This window comes from Gillisia sp. Hel_I_29, from assembly GCF_000744275.1.
GTDB lineage: Bacteria > Bacteroidota > Bacteroidia > Flavobacteriales > Flavobacteriaceae > Gillisia.
The window spans coordinates 546,387-568,536 of the sequence record NZ_JQLP01000001.1; the positions used below are offsets into that span (position 1 = coordinate 546,387).

Annotated in this window: 23 protein-coding genes; 16 read left to right on the forward strand and 7 right to left on the reverse strand. The window is 34.7% G+C overall.

The window, feature by feature from the left end; all coding sequences use genetic code 11:
* Window positions 1-26 precede the first annotated feature (26 nt).
* From P163_RS02545 to P163_RS02565, 5 genes are all read right to left on the reverse strand, one after another.
* Window positions 27-1,298: a hypothetical protein gene (locus P163_RS02545; RefSeq protein ID WP_034887288.1), complete on the reverse strand. Its 1,272-nt coding sequence runs from the start codon at window positions 1,296-1,298 to the stop codon at window positions 27-29.
* A 108-nt stretch (window positions 1,299-1,406) separates the two neighbouring features.
* The gene (locus P163_RS02550) at window positions 1,407-2,411 is read right to left on the reverse strand and encodes an acyl-ACP desaturase (protein WP_034887750.1); all 1,005 of its coding nucleotides are present in this window, start codon (window positions 2,409-2,411) and stop codon (window positions 1,407-1,409) included.
* 149 nt (window positions 2,412-2,560) lie between these two features.
* Window positions 2,561-3,289, reverse strand: a complete 729-nt coding sequence (locus P163_RS02555; protein WP_034887290.1) for a metallophosphoesterase family protein — start codon at window positions 3,287-3,289, stop codon at window positions 2,561-2,563.
* The gene (locus tag P163_RS02560) at window positions 3,290-4,426 is read right to left on the reverse strand and encodes an ATP-binding protein (RefSeq protein WP_034887292.1); all 1,137 of its coding nucleotides are present in this window, start codon (window positions 4,424-4,426) and stop codon (window positions 3,290-3,292) included.
* A gap of 87 nt (window positions 4,427-4,513) precedes the next feature.
* Window positions 4,514-5,266, reverse strand: coding sequence for an SDR family NAD(P)-dependent oxidoreductase (locus P163_RS02565; protein ID WP_034887294.1), 753 nt, complete (start codon window positions 5,264-5,266; stop codon window positions 4,514-4,516).
* 193 nt (window positions 5,267-5,459) lie between these two features.
* On the opposite strand from P163_RS02565, the gene P163_RS02570 reads away from it, so the two are divergent.
* The 12 genes from P163_RS02570 (at window position 5,460) to can (ending at window position 18,458) form a co-directional block, all read left to right on the forward strand.
* Window positions 5,460-6,266 carry a DUF4382 domain-containing protein gene (locus tag P163_RS02570; RefSeq protein ID WP_231556140.1) on the forward strand — a complete coding sequence of 269 codons (807 nt, stop codon included), beginning with the start codon at window positions 5,460-5,462 and terminating at the stop codon, window positions 6,264-6,266.
* Between the two features lie 157 nt (window positions 6,267-6,423).
* Window positions 6,424-7,428, forward strand: a complete 1,005-nt coding sequence (locus P163_RS02575; RefSeq protein WP_197055418.1) for an AAA family ATPase — start codon at window positions 6,424-6,426, stop codon at window positions 7,426-7,428.
* A gap of 72 nt (window positions 7,429-7,500) precedes the next feature.
* The gene (locus tag P163_RS02580) at window positions 7,501-8,367 is read left to right on the forward strand and encodes a DUF58 domain-containing protein (protein WP_034887306.1); all 867 of its coding nucleotides are present in this window, start codon (window positions 7,501-7,503) and stop codon (window positions 8,365-8,367) included.
* A 9-nt stretch (window positions 8,368-8,376) separates the two neighbouring features.
* Window positions 8,377-10,062 carry a BatD family protein gene (locus P163_RS02585; protein WP_231556141.1) on the forward strand — a complete coding sequence of 562 codons (1,686 nt, stop codon included), beginning with the start codon at window positions 8,377-8,379 and terminating at the stop codon, window positions 10,060-10,062.
* Window positions 10,062-11,066, forward strand: coding sequence for a vWA domain-containing protein (locus P163_RS02590; RefSeq protein WP_034887308.1), 1,005 nt, complete (start codon window positions 10,062-10,064; stop codon window positions 11,064-11,066). The genes P163_RS02585 and P163_RS02590 overlap by 1 nt, the downstream gene beginning before the upstream one ends.
* A 19-nt stretch (window positions 11,067-11,085) precedes the next feature.
* The gene (locus P163_RS02595; protein WP_034887310.1) at window positions 11,086-12,126 is read left to right on the forward strand and encodes a vWA domain-containing protein; all 1,041 of its coding nucleotides are present in this window, start codon (window positions 11,086-11,088) and stop codon (window positions 12,124-12,126) included.
* A 7-nt stretch (window positions 12,127-12,133) separates the two neighbouring features.
* Window positions 12,134-13,009: a tetratricopeptide repeat protein gene (locus P163_RS02600; protein WP_034887313.1), complete on the forward strand. Its 876-nt coding sequence runs from the start codon at window positions 12,134-12,136 to the stop codon at window positions 13,007-13,009.
* Between the two features lie 51 nt (window positions 13,010-13,060).
* On the forward strand, window positions 13,061-14,821 hold the full coding sequence (locus tag P163_RS02605; RefSeq protein ID WP_034887315.1) for a BatD family protein: 1,761 nt from the start codon (window positions 13,061-13,063) through the stop codon (window positions 14,819-14,821).
* Between the two features lie 2 nt (window positions 14,822-14,823).
* Window positions 14,824-15,573 (forward strand): tetratricopeptide repeat protein, encoded by a 750-nt coding sequence (locus tag P163_RS02610; RefSeq protein ID WP_034887317.1) that lies wholly within the window; start codon window positions 14,824-14,826, stop codon window positions 15,571-15,573.
* 80 nt (window positions 15,574-15,653) lie between these two features.
* Window positions 15,654-15,941, forward strand: a complete 288-nt coding sequence (locus P163_RS02615) for a hypothetical protein (protein ID WP_156100638.1) — start codon at window positions 15,654-15,656, stop codon at window positions 15,939-15,941.
* A 270-nt stretch (window positions 15,942-16,211) separates the two neighbouring features.
* Window positions 16,212-17,801, forward strand: a complete 1,590-nt coding sequence (locus P163_RS02620) for a SulP family inorganic anion transporter (RefSeq protein WP_034887321.1) — start codon at window positions 16,212-16,214, stop codon at window positions 17,799-17,801.
* 21 nt (window positions 17,802-17,822) lie between these two features.
* Window positions 17,823-18,458 (forward strand): carbonate dehydratase, encoded by a 636-nt coding sequence (can, locus tag P163_RS02625; protein WP_034887323.1) that lies wholly within the window; start codon window positions 17,823-17,825, stop codon window positions 18,456-18,458.
* 75 nt (window positions 18,459-18,533) lie between these two features.
* Here can and P163_RS02630 read toward each other — a convergent pair whose 3' ends face one another.
* Complete coding sequence (locus tag P163_RS02630; protein ID WP_034887325.1) at window positions 18,534-19,070, reverse strand: CvpA family protein; 537 nt, start codon at window positions 19,068-19,070, stop codon at window positions 18,534-18,536.
* 47 nt (window positions 19,071-19,117) lie between these two features.
* On the opposite strand from P163_RS02630, the gene P163_RS02635 reads away from it, so the two are divergent.
* The 4 genes from P163_RS02635 to P163_RS02645 all read left to right on the forward strand — a co-directional run bounded on the left by P163_RS02635 (window position 19,118) and on the right by P163_RS02645 (window position 21,125).
* The gene (locus P163_RS02635; RefSeq protein ID WP_034887327.1) at window positions 19,118-19,474 is read left to right on the forward strand and encodes a hypothetical protein; all 357 of its coding nucleotides are present in this window, start codon (window positions 19,118-19,120) and stop codon (window positions 19,472-19,474) included.
* Between the two features lie 64 nt (window positions 19,475-19,538).
* Complete coding sequence (gene pheS / locus P163_RS02640; protein ID WP_034887329.1) at window positions 19,539-20,558, forward strand: phenylalanine--tRNA ligase subunit alpha; 1,020 nt, start codon at window positions 19,539-19,541, stop codon at window positions 20,556-20,558.
* A 1-nt stretch (window position 20,559) separates the two neighbouring features.
* Window positions 20,560-20,727, forward strand: a complete 168-nt coding sequence (locus P163_RS18425; RefSeq protein WP_197055419.1) for a hypothetical protein — start codon at window positions 20,560-20,562, stop codon at window positions 20,725-20,727.
* A 2-nt stretch (window positions 20,728-20,729) separates the two neighbouring features.
* Window positions 20,730-21,125: a hypothetical protein gene (locus P163_RS02645; RefSeq protein WP_034887331.1), complete on the forward strand. Its 396-nt coding sequence runs from the start codon at window positions 20,730-20,732 to the stop codon at window positions 21,123-21,125.
* Window positions 21,126-21,217: 92 nt separating this feature from the next.
* On the opposite strand, the gene P163_RS02650 is transcribed toward P163_RS02645, so the two are convergent.
* Window positions 21,218-22,114 carry an EamA family transporter gene (locus P163_RS02650; RefSeq protein WP_034887333.1) on the reverse strand — a complete coding sequence of 299 codons (897 nt, stop codon included), beginning with the start codon at window positions 22,112-22,114 and terminating at the stop codon, window positions 21,218-21,220.
* Between the last annotated feature and the right edge of the window lie 36 nt (window positions 22,115-22,150).

Genomic DNA, 22,150 nt, shown 5'->3' on the forward strand with positions numbered 1-22,150 from the left:
CAGATGGGACTTTTGTTTTTTTAAGGCTATTTGCATTCAAAGCATTTGATCATTCCGCTAGTTAAGTCTGCTTTTTCAGAACCCTTAAGCGGTTTTTCAAGAAGCTCTCTTTCTTTTATTACGTTATGAAATTCCTTAGCATATTTCATAAGATCATTTCTTCTAGCTATAAATTTCTCTTTTATCTCAATACCATTTAGGTCATAAATTTCTTTAGGCCAGATTTTAAAAGCTTCATCAATAACATCGTTGGAGAGAAGTTGTTGTAATTTTTTTGCTTCTGTGATATATACTTCTTCTGAAGTGTTTTTAAGAAAATAAATATCGAATGGGTACACCAATCCCGGCATATGATCAATATCCTTGTCATAAGGCCTAACTAAGGGATTTAAGTGCTTATTTGTGAGAATTTGAGGGATTACTCCATCAAGATCAAAAAATGCGTTATCTCTATCCCCGGCCAGCGGTATGGCAACAGTTTTTTTTCTATGTTTTTCCAAGATCCAGCCCCATTGTTCTGCATGTCTATCCCAATCTCCAATTAAAAGGTCAAATAAACGTGCTTTCACCAATGCCGCTTCATCTATTTGAATATCTTCTCCAAGCTTTGCTTTTAGTTCTTGAAGGTCTTTAGTTTCAATTATCTTTTTAGCGTTTTTATAACTAGTCCAATTCTTATCGCCTTCTGTTTCATACTCCAATAAGAAAAGTCTGTTCCCATATTTGCTGTTATATTTTCCTAAAACTGTTTGCTTTGGAACAAATATCATCTTTGGGTGAGTGTTAACAAGATGTGCCTTATTTGCTAATTCTGATGCTAGAAGTGCCGCATAGGGATGTTGTCCGGAAATTCCATCTACTATAATATTCTCAAGATGTAATGTGCGGGCTATATTTGGTATTAAAGCTTGTGGATCTTTAGTTACACTTCTCAAAGTGAATAAGATACCTTCCTTGTTTTTTAATTTGAGAGAATGTGTTTGTTTCCCGCCTCCCTTTTTTATGATGGTCATACCACCCATAAGCGTATCTAATAGCACAACCGGAACTTTTATTGGGGTAGCCCATGCTTCTCTATAATTTTCTCCTTGCATAAAAGTTTTTATTGCATTTCCATGATATAGATTACTAGGCACAATGAGTAAAGAGTCATGATTCTTAATAGCTCCAAAACCGTACGTTTGGTTTTCTATCACAGTACAAGTTTCAAACTCATGGGTAGTTCCTAGAACAGAAGCATAAGTAAGTATTATAAATAGTAGTATTAAGATAAGGAAGGCTCCTAATAACTTTTTCATAGTTTTAATTCTTAGGTTACTGTGTTGGTTATGTTTACTGATTTAGTATTCAGCCAAAAAAGCCGCACTATTACTAGTACGGCTTTGTGTATTTTAAAAGATATGATCTTAAAGCATTCCGTTAGATCCAACCCATTTGAACTGATATTGATCTTGCGGTACTGCAATTCTACTCGCAATTCTAGTCATTCTATCTGGCAATGCGATTAAATAATCTCTTGCTTTTTCAGCATCATCTGTAAGAGAGTTGAATTTATCGATCTCCCAATATTCATTCAATTTCTGAAGAATATCTATATAATCGTAAGTTGTGTAAACTCCTAATCTTTGTGCTGCGTTCGAAAAATTTTCAAAAGCCTCTGCTATCCCTTGTCCAGACTCACGAATGAACTGTGCAGGCATAACGATCTTCTTTTTCATCATATCCTGAAAAGCGATCATCATCTCACTTGGATCATATTCAAAGATTGTTTTCACGAATTCTCTATATGCCAAATGGTGTCTCATTTCATCTCCAGCAATAATACTACACATTTTGGAAAGCATCTTGTTTCCTTTTTTCTTAGCCAATTGCCCAACTCTTTTATGAGAAATATTAGTTGCTAATTCTTGAAAACTAGTGTATACAAAATTTTTGTATGGATCTCTTCCAGTACCAATGTCAAAACCATCATTTATAAGATATTGTGTGGTCTTTTCGATCTCTCTCATGTCTACTCTTCCAGACAGATAGAGATATTTATTAAGCGTATCTCCGTGACGGTTCTCTTCTCCAGTCCAGTGACGGATCCATTTAGACCAACCATTGGCTTTCCCTTCAGAGGCACCATGTTGTTCTACACCTTCCATATCCATAAGCCAAGACTCATAAGTTGGTAAAGCTTCTTCTGTAACCATATCTGCTACTAGAACCACCCAAAAGTCATAACCAAGTTCTTTGGCTTCTTCTCTAATCTGAACAATTTCGTCCATGTAGTTTTCATTTTGAAGATTCGGCAATAGGTCTGTTGGTTGCCAGATCTCCTCTACAGGAATCAAATATTTTTCAACATAACTGTCAATTTGCTTCTCGACAGTTTTCATTACTTCTAATCTTATGTTATCTAAGGCCATAGCTTCTATTTTAAGGATTTCCATACGTTATAGAACGAAATTCTATAAAGTGTTGGCAATATCTACACTACATGAACAAAAATCATGCGACAAAAATTCTTTAGCTTCAAATATACTAAGATATTAATGCCGTTAACAAAAAAAAGCTCTTAATTTCTACCTTGCTCTTCAGGGTATAAAGTAAAGACCTTATCACTCTGCCAGATCTTTTTAGATTTTATATCTATTGCAGATAATTTTCCTTTGAAAGCTGCACCAGTATCAACGTTCCAGATATTAGCAAAATTTAGCGGCTTATCTTCTCCCACTCTTGTAACCGGGGTATGGCCAATGAATATCTCTTTGAACAATAAAAATCTTTTAGGATAATATTTATGATCTTTAGAAATTGTTTCTCCCAGTGCAAGCGCTGTTTCCCATAAGGTTCTATCCCAAAAGAACGAAGTTTCATGATGTTCATGTTTTGGCCCTCTTAAATTACTGAAGCCCGCATGCACAAAAAGTCTGTTTTCATTATCTACGTAGTAATTATGCATCTGTTCGTAAAAATGAAGGTGCTCTTTTCTCTCTTCTATAGAGATATTCTTATAAGCTTCAATACTAGAAACTCCTCCATGTTGTAACCATTCTTTATTTTTTTCTCCGGTTTTCAACCATCGGTATACCAAATCATCATGATTACCTCGAAGAAAAGTACAATGATGATCTTTATTCAATGCTATAAGATAAGAGATCACTTTGGCAGAATCGCTCCAGCCATCTACATAATCTCCTAAAAATATAAGATGATCTTCCTTATGTAATTCTAATCTTTCTATTAACTGAATAAGTGCCTTTAAACCTCCATGTATATCGCCAATGGCAATCGTTCTTCTCATTTAACTGTATTTTACTTTTCTTAATATTCTGATACTGTCTTTATAAGACTGATATGCATTTTCATTATGGGTGCGTAATAACTCTTTAGCTTCTTCCAATTTTACTATAGCCATTTCAAAATCATTAAAATAACAAATAAGGTAAGTGGCTGGAAGATTTAATAGATCCTGTTCCTCATTTGTACTAAGCTTAAAATTGTTCTTAAGCTTAGCTATAAGAGCATTGTTTATATTGTAGATGTGATATAGTATTTTCCTGTCGAACTTTGGGGGTTGAAATAATAGGGTGCTTTGGATATCATAACTCGCATTATCTTTAAATTTTATAATCACCTCTTCTAAAGGATATTTATGAAGATCGTTCTTTAAACCAAGGTGAACATATTCTACTATTTTAAAGTAGTCCTTATTAAAACTAATACTTACTTCATCCAGCTCAGAATAAAAGAGTTTAACCTGCTCATTAATTAATTCAATATCTACTCTAGAGAAATAGGTTTCTCCACGTATTTTTTTTGTTTTTCCGGCCCAGCAAACCACAAAGTACTCTTTAAATACCTTATAATTTGGATGAAAATCTTGCCGTATTTTCATAAAATCGAATACGCCGTCTAGCGTGAGTTCAATATTATTATGAGAATGTTTCTCTATAGCATCTACAATCGATGAGTTATTATCTTTTATCTCTACATCCAGATCTTTGGGCATACTCATGCTCCCTTCTCTAATGAAAACTGTTCCGCCATAATATTTCCAAATGTTCTTTCGCAGGGAACAAACCTTCTCGTGATTAGATCTTATAGTTACAAGACCTACTACCAAATTATCAGGCAGATGCGGAAAAGGTATATTTTCATAAGATACCAATGGTGGGTTCTCTAAATAGGCATTAATAAGATTTTGAATCTTACTATCATCAAAAAAGTCTACACCCTTTATACTATTGTCTTCATCTTCAACACCTATAACTATATAGGAGTTATTTTTAGGGTTAGAGTTTGCAAGCGCACATACGTGTTTTAAGAACTTGGCCTTTCCCTCTTTTTGATCCATATTTAGCTTTCGTTTTTTGTCATAAAAACTGCTCTCATCATTATGAGCGAGTAAGTTTTTAATTAAAAGCCGTTTGTTAATCATACTAAAGAGCTGAAATAAGATTTAGGAAGAAGCTATTATAACACTTCTTCCTAAATTCAATATTTATAATTTAATGCCAGGACCGTTCTAATTTTTATTGACTATAGTACTGCTTGCCTGTGCGGTGGGCATTACTGTAAGATCTGCAATATTTACGTGGTAAGGTCTAGTAACTACAAAGGCAATGATCTCTGCAATGTCTTCTGGCTGTAACGGGTCAAATCCTTTATATACATTTTCTGCTTTCTCATCATCCCCCTTAAATCTTACGTTGCTAAAGCCTGTATGGGTAAGTCCTGGATTTACAGCGCCCACTCTAATACCTGCCTTGTTAAGATCTATTCTCATTCCTTGGTTTAACGCATCTACAGCAAATTTACTGGCGCAGTACACATTACCATTTGGATATACTTCTTTTCCGGCTGTAGAACCAATATTTATAATGTGGCCAGATCCTCTTTCCGTCATTTGCGGAATGATTGCTTTAGTTACATAGAGCAAACCTTTTACATTGATATCTATCATTGCATCCCAATCTTCTGTATCTCCATCTTGAATTGGATCTAGGCCATGCGCATTTCCTGCATTGTTAATTAGAATATCAATTTGCTTAAAATCTTGTGGCAAACTGTTTATCTGATTATTGATCTCTTCTTTATTTCTAACATCAAATTTTAACGTGGTAACCTTAGTTTGAGAAGAAAGTTCTGCGCTAAGTTTTTCCAGCGCATCTTCTCTACGCCCGCATAAAATTAGATGAATATTCATCTTTGCCAATTCACGAGCAGTTGCTTCCCCAATTCCGCTTGTAGCTCCGGTAATAAGTGCTGTCTTTTTCATATATGTTAAATGTTGAATTTTTTTTGATGACCACAATTTATAAAATGTATTGCAAGTAAGATGATTATGGATATTAAACCCTTATCAAAGCTTGTTAAATAATGTTAATTGAAGAATTCTGTAAAATGAAATAGATAATAGTGCGTTATCCACATTAAACTAATAATCAATAATAATTATGAAAATGAACTGGATGAAATTAAGATCAATGAGACTTTTGCCTATGTTGGTAGTGGCTCTTGCAATGGTATCACTTATTAGCTGTAGCAATGATGATGATTCTGACAATGGGAGTGCGAGAATTACAGTAAGCATGACCGATGCACCTGGAGATTACGACGCTGTTTTTGTAGATGTGGTAGACGTAATGATCAAAGCAGATGCCAGTACAGAAGGAGAAGAAGGTTGGAAAAGTCTTGGAGGTGTTAAGACAGGAGTGTATGACCTTTTAGAGTTAACAGGTGGAGTAACTCAACTTTTGGCAGATACAGATGTGCCTGCGGGTTATTTAGGACAGATTAGATTGGTATTAGGGAATAATAATACTGTAGTGGTAAATGGAGAATCTCAAGCTCTTAGTACTCCTAGTGCTCAACAATCTGGACTAAAGATCAAAGTAGATCAAGAATTAGCTGCAGGAGAAACTTATAATTTCTTGTTGGATTTTGATGTAGACCAATCTATTGTAGCTGCGGGTACTAGTGGAGGATTTGCTTTAAAACCTGTAATTAGACTTTCTAATGGAATAGAGACCGGAACCATTAAAGGATCTGTTCACCCAACAACTTTTCAAAGTGTAGTTAAAATTCAAAATGCTTCTAATACTGTTTCTGCATATACAGATGCAAATGGAAATTTTGAATTACAAGGTGTACCTGCAGGACTTTATCAGTTAAAAATAACTCCGGCTATAAGCTCTGGACTAACGGTAAAAATTATGAATGATGTTCAGGTAAAAACAGGAGAAACCTTAGATCTAGAAACTATATTTTTAGAGTAATAGATTTCTCTATATTTATATATAAAGGCTAATTGAAGATGAAAATTTCAATTAGCCTTTATTTTTTATTTAATTTTAACCCAAATGGTTCAATAATTGTATCATTTGCACTTTTTGTAACTAATAAATATCTTCACATTCAAAAAATATAATACCTATGATAGAAAGCAATGCATCGGTAGACATTTCTAGCCTGAACGAAAAAATTGAGAGAGAAAGTCAGTTTGTAGACCTGTTAACTTCAGAAATGAACAAAGTTATAGTTGGTCAAAAACACATGGTAGAAAGGTTGCTTATTGGGCTTTTGGGTCAGGGGCATATATTATTGGAAGGTGTTCCGGGACTTGCAAAGACGTTGGCCATTAACACCTTGTCTCAAGCAGTACACGGTAGTTTTAGCAGAATACAGTTCACTCCAGATCTTTTACCTGCCGATGTGGTTGGTACCATGATCTATAACATGAAGTTGAATGATTTCAGCATAAAGAAAGGTCCGATTTTTGCAAATTTTGTGTTAGCAGATGAGATTAACAGAGCTCCAGCAAAAGTGCAATCGGCTTTACTAGAGGCCATGCAAGAAAAGCAGGTTACTATTGGGGATCAAACCTTTATTCTAGATAGACCATTTTTGGTAATGGCAACTCAGAACCCTGTAGAGCAAGAAGGAACGTATCCTTTACCGGAAGCTCAGGTGGATAGATTCATGTTAAAAACGGTGATCAAATATCCTCAAATGGCCGAAGAGCAATTAATTGTAAGAGCCAATTTAAAAGGTGGATTTGAGAAAGTTAATCCGGTGGTATCTTTAGAGCAAATTGCTTCTGCACAGAAAGCTGTTCGTGAAGTGTATATGGATGAAAAGATCGAGAAATATATTTTAGATATTATCTTTGCAACCCGTACTCCAGAGAAATATAAATTAGAAGATCTAAAACCTCTTATAAATTTTGGAGCGTCTCCAAGAGGGAGTATAAATTTGGCAATTGCGGCTAAATGTTATGCTTTTATAAAAAGAAGAGGTTATGTAATTCCTGAAGATGTTAGAGCTGTTGTTTATGATGTGCTTAGACATAGAATTGGCATTACCTATGAAGCAGAGGCAGAAAATATAACTTCAGAAGATATTATTAGTAAGATCATTAACGAGGTTGAGGTACCATAGATTGTTGTAAGAATAGCACAATCACTTTTGTAAAATTAAATGATGCTCTTTCTTTAAGAGCTATTATAGAAAATGGATACCAAAGAATTACTTAAAAAGGTTAGAAAAATTGAGATCAAGACCAAGCGTTTGAGCAATCATGTGTTTGGGGGAGAATATCATTCTACTTTTAAAGGTAGAGGGATGACTTTTAGTGAAGTTAGAAGCTATCAATTTGGAGATGATGTTAGAAATATAGATTGGAATGTAACTGCCCGTTATAATGAACCTTTTGTAAAGGTATTTGAAGAAGAGAGAGAACTTACCATGATGCTAGTGGTGGATATCTCTGCTTCAGAACTGTTTGGATCTGGAGAACAATATAAAAGGGAAATAATTACTGAGATTGCTGCAACTTTAGCTTTTTCTGCAACTCAAAATAACGATAAGATAGGATTATTGCTATTTACAGATGAATTAGAACTTTTTATTCCGCCTAAAAAAGGAAGATCTCATGTGCTTAGAATTATTAGAGAACTGTTGGAATTTGAACCAAAAGGAAAAAGTACCAATATTTCTGAAGCCCTTAAGTATGTTACCAGTGTCATAAAGAAAAAAGCGATCATTTTTGTGCTTTCAGACTTTATGGATGAAGAGTATCAACATACTTTAAAAATCATTAGTGGTAAACATGACGTTACGGGGATTAGAGTCTATGATGAGCGTGAAGAAAGTATGCCAAATGTTGGTCTGGTTCAAATGTTAGATAGAGAAACCGATGAATTACTTATGGTAAACACAGGCTCTAAGTCGGTTAGAAATTCATATGCAGCTCATTTTAAAGAGCGAGAAAATTATTTTAAAGAAAGTTTCTCTAAAAGTGGTGCCGGAATGTTAAGCACCAGAGTCGATGAGAGCTACGCAAAAAAACTATTGGTTTATTTTAAAACTAGAGCATAAGTACTAAACATGACAAAGTTTGATTATACATTGGCTCAAGAAAATATTCTTTTAAAAGAACCTCTAAGAAAAGCCAAGAAGATTAATAGCCTGCTTGCAGCGCTATTCTTTTGTTTTATATTTTTAAATACTTCAAAATCTTTTGCGCAACAGCCTAATATAGTAGCCTCTATAGACTCTTCGCAAATTAAGATAGGGGAACAGATCATCTACAAAATAAGCGTTGAGACAGATTCTACACATCTTGTAGTATTTCCGGAAGGAAAAACCTTTAACCCTTTAGAGGTGGTAGAGTCCTTAAAAACAGATACCAGCAGACTAGATAATAGGTTCAAATTAATTAAAGAATACGCTTTAACCCAATTTGATTCAGGAAGTTATACCATCCCACAGCAACGCATTATCATAAATGATAGGCCTTACCTCACAGATTCTATGGTGGTAAAGGTTGCAGACATTGTGGTAGATACTACCAAACAAAAAATGTTTCCCATAAAACCTGCAATGGAAGTGCCTCAAGGCTTTGAGTTTCCAAATTGGCTATGGTGGGTACTAGGTATATTATTACTAGTGGCATTAGGATATTTTCTTTTCAAACAGAAAAAGAAAAGAGATGAAAAAGCTAAAAAGTTACCTCCTTTTGAAAGAGCTTTATTCGAGCTACAGCAATTAGATGAATCTCATTTATTAGAAAATAGAGAGACTAAAGAATATTATTCAAAATTAACCGAAGCTGTAAGAAGGTATCTGGAAGATGAAGTTCATCTTAGAGCCATGGAAAGTACCACTTCAGAGTTAATTACTTATTTGGAGCTGAAAATGGCTGCTAAAGAATTAAATCTTAGCAGAAATACTATAGACGATCTTAAAAAGATCTTGCAACGTGCAGATCTTGCAAAATTTGCTAATTCTAAACCAGATATTATTACAGCAAAAGAAGATAGATCTACAATAGAGGATGTTATTAAAGATACTAAAGCTGCAATTCCAGAGCCTACAGAAGAAGAGCGATTAAAAGATGAAGCTTATCGCTTGGAGCAGGAAAAAAGAAAGAGAAGAAATAAGGTTAAACTAGCTATTGGTGGCGCCATTGCGGTTATAATAATTGCAGTTTCTATAATTATTAGTTTAAATGGCTTTTCATCTTTTAGAGATATGATCTTTGGGAATGATACTAAAGAACTTTTAGAAGGAGATTGGATTAATAGTGATTATGGAGATCCTGCAGTAACAATTACTACTCCTAGAGTTTTAAAAAGAGGTGATTTTAATGTGCCTCCAGAAACACAAGAAATGATGGTAGGGGGAGAGATGTTTCTTTATGGAGCCCCTCGAGAGCCATTGTTCATAGTATTAAGTACCGTGAAATATCGCGAAAATGTACAATTCGATCTTCAGAAGGCAGTAGATGGTATTTATGCGAATTTAGAAGAAAAGGGTGCTAAGAATATCATCTTAAAAGATGAAGATTTTACAACTATTCAGGGTATTCCCGGAAAGAAGGTATATGGTACTTTAGAATTTCCGGTTTCAAATTCAGAACAAGTTGAAAAGAAAAATTATATGATTCTTAATTTTGCTCAAAATAGAGGATTTCAGCAGGTTACTGTAATCTATGCTGAAGGGGATGAGAGTGCAGATGAAATTGCCAATCGTATCATAAATTCAGTAGAATTCAATAAATCCGGAAATTGATGTTTGATAATTTTACATTCGTAAATCCGCAGTTTTTCTGGCTATTGCTATTATTACCAATTGCTGCAGTATGGTATTTCTGGAAAAGAAACAAGCAACGTGCAGAAGTACGAATTTCCAGTATAAAAGGCTTTAAAGTAAAACAAAGTATTTTGCCTACCCTAAGACATTCCCTTTTTGTTTTAAGGTTACTTGCTTTGGCATTAATGATCGTTGCCATGGCAAGACCTAGAACTACCAATATTTCTAGTAAGACATCTTCAACTCAGGGTATAGACATAGTATTAGCAATTGATGTTTCTGCCAGTATGTTAGCAAGAGATCTTCAGCCTAATAGATTAGAGGCTTTGAAAGAAGTTGCTGGCGAATTTATTAAAGGCAGACCGGGAGATAGAATAGGACTGGTGGAATATGCCGGAGAGAGTTTTACAAAATCTCCAATAACCAGCGATAAAACCATTGTTCTAAGTACATTGGCAGATACTGAATTTAATACGGTGTTAGAGAATGGTACTGCTATTGGAATGGGACTTTCTACTGCTGTTAATAGATTAAAAGACAGTAAAGCGAAAAGCAAGGTTATTATTTTGCTTACAGATGGGGTTAACAATGCAGGCTTTATAGATCCTAAGATTGCCAGTGAGCTTGCGGTAGAATATAAGATCAAGGTTTATACCATTGGTCTTGGAAGTAATGGGGTAGCGCTTACTCCTGTTGGAATATTACCTAATGGACAGTTTCAATATGGAAATCAGAAGGTGGAGATCGATGAAAAATTGCTTCAGGATATAGCAAATACTACAGGAGGAAAATATTTTAGAGCCACAAATAATGAAAAATTAGAAGAGATCTATAAAGAGATAGATAGCCTAGAAAAAACAGATATAGAAGAGTTTAAGTTCTATAACTATGCAGATGAATATAGGCCATTATTGCTAATTGCCGGATTATTATTATTGTTGGAATTCCTGCTGAGGTCTACCATCTTTAAAGGATTTGTTTAAAAGATAAAGAGAGGTTCTAATGACTATTTTAGAAGAAGAAAAATATTTCTGGTTGTTGCTTATCATTCCAATTTTGGTAGTGATATTCTTGCTTTTGTTGCTATGGAAAAGAAAGCATCAGCAGCAATTCGCCTCTAAAAAAATGCTGGAAATCTTGAGTCCGGAAAGGTCGGGATTTAAACCTGTATTAAAATTCATTATTTTACTTCTTGCTTTTGCATGTATTATAGTAGCCTTAGTTAATCCTAAGATCGGTACAAAGATGGAGACCGTAAAAAGGGAAGGAGTAGATATTGTTTTTGCTATAGATGTTTCAAAAAGTATGGAGGCAGAAGATATTGCCCCTAATAGATTGGAAAAAACCAAGCAGCTTGTTACTCAGATCATCAATAATTTGGCTAGTGACAGGATCGGAATTATCGCCTACGCAGGTAGTGCATTTCCACAATTACCAATTACCACAGATTACGCTTCAGCAAAGATGTTTCTTCAGGCCATGAATACTGATATGGTTTCATCTCAGGGAACGGCTATAAATGAAGCTATTAATCTTGCTACTACGTATTATAATGATGACGATCAAACCAGTAGAGTTTTGTTTATTATAAGTGATGGGGAAGATCATGAAGGTAATTCTGAGGCAATTGCAAAAGAAGCCGCAGATAAAGGAATTCAAATTTTTACTATAGGTGTAGGAACTCCAAAGGGAGGTCCTATACCTATGAAAGTGAACGGAGTTATTCGGTCTTATAAAAAAGATCAAAATGGAGAGACCGTAATTACCAAGTTGAATGAAGGAACTTTGGAAGATATTGCTGATGCCGGTGAGGGAGAATATATTCCGGGAAATGTTACATCACAGGTTACAGAGAAAGTAAAAGAGGTGCTTTTAAATATGGATAAGACCGAATTTGAAGCTAAGCAATTTGCAGACTATCAGTCTCAATATCAATGGTTCTTAGGAGTAGGTATCTTACTATTATTAATTGATATTTTCTTATTGGAAAGAAAAACAGCGTGGATAAAGAAACTGAACTTATTTAACGAAAGAAAAGGATAGAGGGAAGATGAGGAATTTAGTAAAGACATTTCATAAATATCTAATAGTAGCCATTGGGTTATGTTGCTTTCAGATATCTTATGCTCAAACAAATGAGAAGAGCGATAAGAAGCTGGAAAAGGAAACTCAAGAACTTCTAAGAACCGCAGAAGATCAATTAGGAGATAATGATTTTGCAAGTGCCGAGGCATCTTATAGAGAGGCAATAGCTAAAAGCCCAGAGAATATTACCGCTAAATATAATATGGCAAATATGTATTATGGTAAAGAAAAAGCTTCTCAAGCCGAAGAAAAATACAAGCAGGCTGCATCTATTGCTGAAACGAAAGCCGCTAAGCATGAAGTATTTCATAATTTAGGAAATACGTATATGAAGCAGAAGAAATATCAGGAAGCGGTGGCAGCGTATAAAGATGCGCTTAGAAATAATCCTACAGATGATGAAACCCGATATAATCTTGCTCTAGCTAAGAAAATGCTTGAAAAGGAGCAAAATGAAAATGAGGGTGGAGGAGACGATGATAAGAAAGATCAGGACAAGAATCAGGAGGATAAGAATAAAGATAAGGATGATAAGGGAGATCAGGATAAAGATAAAAATGAAGGAGATAAGAAGGAAGATCAAGGGGGAGACCAGAAAGATGATCAGCAAAAGGAGCCTGAGAAACCGGATGATGAAGGAAAGCCGAAAGATAAAAAAGATAAGCAAGATCAAAACGGTGAAAAACAGCCTCAAGAGCAGCAACCACAACCTGGGCAGCTATCTCCACAACAAATTAAGAATTTGTTAGAGGCTATGAATAACGAAGAGAAAAAGGTGCAGGATAAGATCAATGCTCAAAAAGCAAAAGGAGCAAAGACCAGAACAGAGAAAGACTGGTAATTCCTTTATTTAATAGATATTAATAAAAGATCAATAACAAGATATAAGAAAATGAACATAAGAATTTTTATACTGTTATTTTTTATGGCCATTGCTGGCTCTATGCAAGCTCAAGTTAAGTTTGAAGCCAATGTAAGCAAGAAAAAGCTAGGTGTGAACGAACGCCTTAGAGTAGATTTTGAAATGAATCAGGATGGTGACGATTTTAAAGCTCCTGCCTTTACTGGGTTTACAGTGGTGGGAGGTCCAAATCAATCTGTAAGCAATACTTGGATCAATGGAAAAAGATCTTATTCTAAAACGTATTCTTATTTTCTTGCACCTTCTGGCAGAGGAAAGTTTACCATCGGCCAGGCAGAGATCACCGTAGAAGGAAATACTTATAAAACTTCTCCATTACAGGTGGAAGTTACTGCTGCTGTTGAAACTCCCAAAGACGGTAATAATTCAGATTTTGTAGCTTCAGAGAATCTGCATCTTGTGGCAGAGATCTCTAATGCAAACCCTTATTTAAATGAAGCTATTACGGTGGTTTATAAACTGTATGTTAGTCCGAGAGTTAGTGTAAGCAATTGGAGAGAATTGGACAATCCGGTGTACAGCGATTTCTGGAGTCAGAATATAGATATAAGACAGTTAAAGATAGAAACAGGGCAATACGAAGGTGAGCCTTACAGATACGTAGTTCTTAGAAAAACCATTTTATATCCTCAAAAAACCGGGGAGTTAGACATAGAACCTCTTACTCTGTCTGTAGCGGTAGATGTACCAAGTGATAGAAGAGATATTTTTGGAGGAAGGTTGTATGAAACCATAGATAAAACGGTGGCAGCAGGAAAAAGGTCTATAAATGTAAAAGCATTACCTACTCAAAACAAGCCGGCAGGATTTACTGGGGCCGTAGGAGATTTTAGCTTTAAAGTTGTTCCTAGCAAAACAGATCTTGCAGCTACAGAATCTTTGAATGTACAGGTACAGGTAAGTGGAAATGGAAACTTAAAACTATTTGACCTTCCAGGTTTAGAAGTTCCATCTTCTTTAGAGCAGTATGAACCGGAACGCAGTGAGAATGTGAAAACAGATCTTAGAGGAACTCAAGGTAGCATTACAGATAATTATACCATTGTACCTACGCAAAAAGGTAAATTCCCTATTCCAGCTTTATCATTCTCATATTTTGACCTGAAGAGTAAAAGTTATAAGACCATAAATTCTGATGAGATTCTATTAGATGTGAAAAGTGCACCTGCAGGAAGTAATTATACTCCTGGCTCGGGAAATTCTGTAGCAAAACAGACCGTAGAGGCAGGAGAACAGTTTAGATATATTAAATTAAATACCAATTTAAAATCAATTAATAGCGGAGCTTTCTTAGGGTCTACTCTATTTTGGGCGCTTTTATTGTCTCCTGGAATCTTTATTCTATTAGCCATTTTCTTAGGTAAAAAGAAAGAAGCTATTGCTGGAGATGTTGCTGGAAATAAGAGAAAAAAGGCAAATAAATTAGCCAGAAAATATCTTTCTGAGGCGAAGAAGAATCTTGGTGATCAAAAAACATTTTATATAGCTTTAGAACGAGCTTTGCATAATTATCTTAAGGCCAAATTACATATTCAAACAAGCGATATGAGTAAAGATAGGGTTATGGAGCTATTGCAGGAAAGAAATGCAGACCCGGAAACCCGTACAGAGTTTATTTCACTTCTTACAAGTTGTGAATTTGCCAGATATACTCCAAGCTCTAATGTAGCTATGGAACAAGATTATGAGAAAGCAGCAAAAGTAATATCAGCATTAGATAAACAGATTTAGCTATGAGAAATTTATTTTATATCCTTTTGTTCTGTCTATGCTTGCCTGTAGCAGCTCAAAATGATTCTTTATTCGATAAAGCGAATACCGCCTATAATAAAGGAGATTATAATGCCGCAATTAGTAATTATCAAAAGATCATAGATCAAGGTGAAGCTTCTGCAGAATTATATTATAACCTGGCTAATGCCCATTATAAATTAAGCCATATTGCACCTAGTGTTTACTATTATGAAAAGGCCTTAAAGTTAGATCCAAACGATAAAGATGTTAAAAATAACTTGGCATTCGCAAATAACATGGTAATAGATGATATTAAGGAAGTGCCTAAAGCAGGTATTTCAAATTCCTTCAACAATTTTGTGAACACCTTAAGCTACAATACATGGGCATGGATAGGCGTGTTGTTCTCTGCACTATTTGCAGTATTCTTTATTCTATATTATTTCAGTATATCTCCTAGATTTAAGCGAGTTTTCTTTGGAGTAGCTATGGTAGCAGTAATATTGATGATATTTTCTGTAATCTCCGGATTTCACCAAAAAAGTAATATTCAAGATTCAAAATTTGCCATTGTCTTTGCTGAAGAGGTTGCTGTAAGAAGTGAGCCAAATTTAAGAGGAGATGAGCAGTTCACACTTCATGAGGGTACAAAGATAGAAGTTCTTAATACCTATCAGAATTGGGTAAAGCTCCAACTTGCAAATGGAGATCAAGGCTGGCTAGAGAAGAATTCTTTAAAATTTCTTTAATTAGAAGTATCTCTAGAATGGGCAGGATTATAATGTAGTTTAGCGTTCACTACTCATTCTTAATTACTATTTTTGCAGAAATGATGAAAACTGCTTATATATTGGTATTTATTTTTGTGAGTTTTCTCACAGTGCCAACAGTGGTTATACTTATTGATGAGCATACAGATATTTCTTTTGTTTTTTCTACTACAGAAGAAGAGCATGCTAAGAATAACATTACAATAGAATTCACATTCAATGCTCCAAGAACTAATCAGTTCAGTATAGACTATTTGAGCAAGAACATTATGATCTGGCATAAAGAAAAGCATGAATTACAATCGCTTTATCCAGAGGTTACTTCCCCGCCTCCAGAGTTGGTTTAATATCTTTCACTTTTAGGGTATCCATGTAGATGCGGTAATAAGTATTAGAATTCTCAATATCTAAGAGTCTACTAGTTTAATTATTGTTTCTGTTTTGGCATTATGATTACCCATTTCAATTATTTAACAATTATAGAATAAGATTGGTTTCTTCACTTTAAAAATTAGTGAAACCAAGATCTCTAAGCGCCCAATAGCAAATTGCCAGGGCATTCACATCTTTGATTTTTAATCAATTGATAGAGACATTTCTAACAACATATTATATACATGTTTAAAAATTTAAAAAATGATATCCCTTCAAGTTTAGTGGTATTTTTTGTTGCGCTACCATTATGTTTAGGTATCGCCCTTGCCAGTGGAGCTCCATTATTTGCTGGTGTTATCGCGGGAATTGTTGGAGGAATAGTAGTAGGTGCTGCTTCAGGCTCTTCTCTAGGAGTAAGTGGTCCTGCAGCAGGATTAGCAGTAGTGGTGCTTACAGCTATAGCAGATCTTGGAAGCTATGAGTTATTTCTTGTTGCGGTAGTTATTGCCGGAATTTTACAGGTTATTCTAGGATTGCTAAAAGCAGGAGTTATTGGATATTTCTTTCCTTCTGCGGTAATTAAAGGAATGTTATCTGCTATTGGAATTATTATTTTCCTAAAACAGATTCCTTTAGCAATGGGTTTTGATGATCAATCTAATAGTGTCTTCTCATTTTTTGAAACTACCGGGCAAGATACCTTTTTAAGTCTGGCGCATATGACAGACTTCGTTTCTATTGGTGTAGTAACAATTACAGCAATTTCATTAGCAATTTTACTAATTTGGGATAAGGTACTAGCAAAAAAGAACAAATTCTTTAAATTAGTACCGGGTCCATTAGTGGCTGTTATTGCAGGGATCATCTATCAATTGTTATTTTCTGATAGTTCTTCAATGTTTGAAATTCACGGTAGAAACTTAGTTTCTGTACCAGTGCCAGAGAGCGCTTCAGACTTTATTGGACAGTTCACATTTCCAGATTTTTCACAATTGGGGAATACTAAGGTCTATATAGTAGCAATCACCATTGCCATAGTAGCCAGTTTAGAAACGCTTTTAAGTGTTGAAGCTACAGATAAACTAGATCCACAGAAGAGAGTAACGCCTACCAATAGAGAGTTAATTGCACAAGGAATAGGTAATTCAATTTCTGGTCTAGTTGGAGGTTTACCAATAACTCAGGTTATTGTAAGAAGTTCTGCGAATGTTATGAGTGGAGGGAAAACAAAACTTTCTGCTATCATTCACGGATTTTTATTGCTTTTTAGTGTTATGTTAATTCCGCATTTTTTAAATTTAATCCCACTAGGCGTATTGGCTGCGGTTCTATTAATTATTGGATACAAATTGGCTAATCCTAAGCAATTTATACAAATGTTCAAATTAGGAAAATCTCAATTTATTCCTTTTGTGGTAACTGTGGTAGCCATTGTAGCTACAGATCTATTGGTTGGAATCATGTTAGGGCTTGCTGTGGGAATTGTGACTATCTTAATAAACAGTTATAAGAACTCTCACTTTTTACATATTGAAGATGTATCTAGCGGAAAGAGTAAAGTGAAAATGGTTTTTGCTGAAGAGGTGACGTTTTTGAACAAAGGTGCAATTCAACGTGAGTTAGCTTCTATGCCAAAGAATTCTGATCTTATATTAGACGTTACTAAAACAAGATCTTTAGATCTGGATGTTTTGGAGATCTTAGATGATTTTGCAATTACTGCGGCAAATAAGAATATAGATATTACATTAATTTCAGAAAGAGGAGAATTTAGAAACCCTCAAAGCTATAGAGAGATATTTGGAGTAGAAGTGTTTCAGTCTGCTCATTAATAGGAATTTAAAATAAATAGTATGAAAGATTTATATGAAAATCTAGTTAAGAACAATAGAAAGTGGGTAGAGAGTAAATTAGCTGTAGACCCAGAATATTTTGAGAGATTAGCTAAAGGTCAAACTCCACCCGTACTTTGGATTGGATGTGCAGACAGCCGTGTTCCTGCAAATGAAATTATTGGTGCAGAACCGGGAGAAGTATTTGTACATCGAAATATAGCAAACATGGTTGTACACTCAGACATGAACATGTTGAGCGTTCTAGATTATGCTGTAAATGTCTTAAAGGTAAAACACGTAATTGTTTGTGGACATTATGGTTGTGGAGGAGTAAATGCAGCTATGGATAATAAATCTATAGGTTTAATAGATAACTGGATAAGACATATTAAAGACGTTTATAGATTGCATAAAACAGAGCTAGATACTATTGAAGATAAGAAAGAGCGCTTTGATAAATTTGTTGAGATAAACGTAAAAGAACAAGTTTATGATCTGGCTAAAACCTCTATTATTCAAGGAGCTTGGGAGAGCAACCAAGAAATAGCAGTACATGGCTGGGTTTATGGAGTAGGTTCTGGAATTATAAAAGACCTACAAGTTAATATTAGCAGTAATAAGCAGTTAGACGAAGTTTATCAACTAGACTTTTAATAAGGTTCCTATTTCTTAGCACCTTATAATTTTACTTTAGAAGATCGAGATCATATTTTTGATGTCGGTCTTTTTTTATTGTATATCTTTTTCCTTTTCTTCTTCATTGTTTAAAATGTTGAGGTCTTTAGCTTCTTGTATTATAGCCGGAATTAGCGCAGGAGCTAAAGTTCTTACAGGCCTGTAGAGTACAGAACTATCTAAAGTTTCTTTATCTACTATTTGAAAAGCTTCCTGAGTACTAGAAAAGAACATAATTATAACACTGGTTATAAAAGCTACTTTAATAATTCCAAAAGCCGCACCTAAAAGCTTATTTATTAAGCCTAAGAATACCAGATTTGCAATTTTTGTAAGCGCTCTTCCTGCCCATGAGATTGTAAATGCAATTAGAATAAATGTAATGGCAAAAGAAAATAGATGAATGAGTTGAGAATCCCATTTTGTAATGGTAGACAGGTAGTGGCTTACATTGTGAGAAAAATAGACCGCACCATAAATTCCGGCTACAAAAGCTATAAGGGAAGCAAATTCTGCCAAAAACCCTCTAAACAATCCTCGAACAAGGCCATACAATAAAAGTACAGCCAGAACAATATCAACAATATTCATGTTTTAAAGATAGTATTTACAAAATCTAAGATACGTATCTTTGCCCAATGGCAAGAGATGAACAATTAAAAGAACGTTGGCTGGTATTGCAAAGCAAGCTTTCCAATCAGTTCGCAGATGGCGATTTATTAGATTTAGATGCTGTAATTTATTTGATAGGAGTTCAAGAACTGGGGCAACCACACAAGAAATATAAGAAAGATCATAAAATAGATCTAATGCATATAGCTATTTGCAGGTTATTAGAGCCGTATGGCTATTATCAATTTGATTTTGTAGATGAGGATGGCTGGCCACATTATAAGATTTTAGAGGTCTTACCTAATTTAAAGGCAGGAGAACAATCGGTTTTAATGAAAGAGGCCATCGTGCAATATTTTCTAGAAAAGGAATATATACAATAAGGATAGATGTTGATGACTAAAAGCACTTTTTTGCTAAATTTGTCAACTTTAAAGAAATGAATTCATGATTGATAAGATAAAGGAACATATAACTCAGGTACAGAACTTTCAGGCTGCTACAAAAGAAGAATTAGAAGCTTTCAGAATTAAATATTTAGGGAAGAAAGGCTTGCTAAATGAGTTCTTTGCTGAATTTAAGAATGTTCCTAATGAGCAAAAGAAAGATTTTGGACAGGCTATTAATACTTTAAAAAATTCTGCTCAGGATAAGGTTAATCAGTTAAAAGAATCATTAGAAGGGCAACAAGAAGAAAAAGGAGTTTATGGAGATCTTACCAGACCCTCTGCTCCTATAGAGATTGGTGCTAGACATCCCATTTCTATTGTAAAAAATCAAATCATCGAAATCTTTTCTAACATAGGATTTAATGTTTCTGAAGGTCCGGAGATAGAAGATGACTGGCATAACTTTACAGCTTTGAACCTACCGGAATATCATCCGGCAAGAGATATGCAGGATACTTTCTTTATTCAGACAGATCCGGATATTCTTTTACGTACACATACCTCTTCGGTGCAGGTGCGTTATATGGAAGAGAACAAACCACCAATTAGAACAATATCTCCTGGACGTGTTTTTAGAAATGAAGCAATTTCTGCGAGGTCGCATTGTATCTTTCATCAGGTAGAGGGGTTGTATATAGACAAAGACGTGTCTTTTGCAGATCTAAAACAAACCTTATTATATTTTACCAAGCAAATGTTTGGAAAGTCTAAGATAAGACTGAGACCTTCTTATTTCCCATTTACAGAGCCTAGTGCAGAAGTAGATATTTATTGGGGACTAGAAACAGAAACAGATTATAGAATTACCAAAGGAACAGGATGGTTAGAGATCATGGGCTGTGGGATGGTAGATCCTAACGTACTTAAAAATTGTGGGATAGATCCTACAGAGTATACCGGTTTTGCATTTGGTATGGGAATAGAAAGAATTGCCATGCTTTTATATCAAATAGGAGATATACGTATGTTTTATGAAAATGATGTACGCTTCTTAGAACAATTCAAATCATCTTTGTAATATGAAAAAAATCGGATTCTTAATCTTGGCAATTATAATATTTGCCATTATTCTTTATGTAACATTTATTTTAGCGGTGGTTAAGATCGTAGTTGGTGCTGTGCTATTTGTTGCTGCAGCTATTTTCCTCGCTATTGTCTATTATAAGATAAAACACAAATTGCAGTAGTTTTGAAAAAAGATATTGAAATTCCAGAAGTTAAAGGCGTATATGTTGCTGCAGTGCGAGAAAAGCATGCAGAATATCAAACTATGGATTGGAATGCTTATATAATTAACGATACCGATACGGCATTAGAGATGGTGCTTTTAGTAACAAGAGGCTATACAGAACTTGATACTACCTCTACCATGAGGCATTCTATTAAGGTGTTACCAGCAAAGTCTTTTGCTAAAATAGAGTTCCTTCAAGAAGATGTATTAAAGCTTAATAATGAATTTGCGGTTACTTATTTTGCAGACAACAAAATGTTTGAAAGAACCTATGTTTTTGAACAAAATACGATAGCTGAAAAAGATGTAAAAGCACTGCCGGTTATGATCCAGAAAGGGATCTTAGCAAGTTAATAGTTCAAATATAAAGTAATAAGAAAGTCCGCTGAAAAGTTATTTCAGCGGACTTTCTTATTATAATAGTTTTATTTAAAAGCTATTATATCTTATAGTTTGTTTTTTTTCTTAGGAAGGTTCATCACTACCACAGAAAGTAGAATGATGATGATCCCTATCCATTGATAGATGTTCACTACTTCATTAAGTAATAGATATGCCATTAGCACGGCTACAGGAAGTTCTACAGAAGAAATAATGGCTCCCAGACCAACATTTATCTTAGGCATCCCGGCAGTAAACAAGATTGGAGGCAATATGGTTCCAAAAAGGGCTAATAGAGGTCCCCACATATAAAAGATCTCAAAGTTGAATTGCTCAATAAGATAAGGTGCAGAAATAATAGCTACTATAATAGTTCCCCCAACCATCATCCATAAACTTCTTCTAAGTGAATGTAACTGCAGCGCTACAGTATTAGAAGTGTAAATGGTAATAGTGTAAGAAATGGCAGCTAAAAGCCCCCAGCCAATTCCTCTCCAGTCTAGGTCTATATCTCCCATTAGCATATTGGTTGCTAACACCGTTCCTGCTAAAATTACCATTACAGCTATGATCTTTTGTGCTGAAGGTTTTTTCTTAGCAACAATAGATTCTAAGAAAACTCCCATCCAAACACTTTGCATTAAAAGCACTATCCCAATAGAAACAGGGATATACCTAACAGCCAAATAATAAAATGTACTTGTAAGACCTAAAGAAGTTCCGGCAAGCATCAGTTTCATGATACTTTTGGACTTAGGTTCTATATGTGATGTTTGCTTACCTTTTACGAACAGGAAATTAATAATTATCAATCCTATTAATCCCAGAATCATTTGAGAGAAAGTGATCTCGTAAGATGTAAAATTTTCGGCGTAGGCCATTTTTACGAATGTAGTAAGCATCCCATAGCTGGATGCTCCTAAGGCTACCAAAAGGCTGCCTTTAAGTATAGAATTCTTCATGTTATTTGTTAAGCGACAGGAGAAAATCCTGTTTTT

Coding starts and splice junctions, on each gene's coding strand:
- P163_RS02545 (WP_034887288.1), bottom strand. CDS start 1,298: ATGAAAAAGTTATTAGGAGCCTTCCTTATCTTAATACTACTATTTATA.
- P163_RS02550 (WP_034887750.1), bottom strand. CDS start 2,411: ATGGCCTTAGATAACATAAGATTAGAAGTAATGAAAACTGTCGAGAAG.
- P163_RS02555 (WP_034887290.1), bottom strand. CDS start 3,289: ATGAGAAGAACGATTGCCATTGGCGATATACATGGAGGTTTAAAGGCA.
- P163_RS02560 (WP_034887292.1), bottom strand. CDS start 4,426: ATGATTAACAAACGGCTTTTAATTAAAAACTTACTCGCTCATAATGAT.
- P163_RS02565 (WP_034887294.1), bottom strand. CDS start 5,266: ATGAAAAAGACAGCACTTATTACCGGAGCTACAAGCGGAATTGGGGAA.
- P163_RS02570 (WP_231556140.1), top strand. CDS start 5,460: ATGAAATTAAGATCAATGAGACTTTTGCCTATGTTGGTAGTGGCTCTT.
- P163_RS02575 (WP_197055418.1), top strand. CDS start 6,424: ATGATAGAAAGCAATGCATCGGTAGACATTTCTAGCCTGAACGAAAAA.
- P163_RS02580 (WP_034887306.1), top strand. CDS start 7,501: ATGGATACCAAAGAATTACTTAAAAAGGTTAGAAAAATTGAGATCAAG.
- P163_RS02585 (WP_231556141.1), top strand. CDS start 8,377: ATGACAAAGTTTGATTATACATTGGCTCAAGAAAATATTCTTTTAAAA.
- P163_RS02590 (WP_034887308.1), top strand. CDS start 10,062: ATGTTTGATAATTTTACATTCGTAAATCCGCAGTTTTTCTGGCTATTG.
- P163_RS02595 (WP_034887310.1), top strand. CDS start 11,086: ATGACTATTTTAGAAGAAGAAAAATATTTCTGGTTGTTGCTTATCATT.
- P163_RS02600 (WP_034887313.1), top strand. CDS start 12,134: ATGAGGAATTTAGTAAAGACATTTCATAAATATCTAATAGTAGCCATT.
- P163_RS02605 (WP_034887315.1), top strand. CDS start 13,061: ATGAACATAAGAATTTTTATACTGTTATTTTTTATGGCCATTGCTGGC.
- P163_RS02610 (WP_034887317.1), top strand. CDS start 14,824: ATGAGAAATTTATTTTATATCCTTTTGTTCTGTCTATGCTTGCCTGTA.
- P163_RS02615 (WP_156100638.1), top strand. CDS start 15,654: ATGATGAAAACTGCTTATATATTGGTATTTATTTTTGTGAGTTTTCTC.
- P163_RS02620 (WP_034887321.1), top strand. CDS start 16,212: ATGTTTAAAAATTTAAAAAATGATATCCCTTCAAGTTTAGTGGTATTT.
- can (WP_034887323.1), top strand. CDS start 17,823: ATGAAAGATTTATATGAAAATCTAGTTAAGAACAATAGAAAGTGGGTA.
- P163_RS02630 (WP_034887325.1), bottom strand. CDS start 19,070: ATGAATATTGTTGATATTGTTCTGGCTGTACTTTTATTGTATGGCCTT.
- P163_RS02635 (WP_034887327.1), top strand. CDS start 19,118: ATGGCAAGAGATGAACAATTAAAAGAACGTTGGCTGGTATTGCAAAGC.
- pheS (WP_034887329.1), top strand. CDS start 19,539: ATGATTGATAAGATAAAGGAACATATAACTCAGGTACAGAACTTTCAG.
- P163_RS18425 (WP_197055419.1), top strand. CDS start 20,560: ATGAAAAAAATCGGATTCTTAATCTTGGCAATTATAATATTTGCCATT.
- P163_RS02650 (WP_034887333.1), bottom strand. CDS start 22,114: ATGAAGAATTCTATACTTAAAGGCAGCCTTTTGGTAGCCTTAGGAGCA.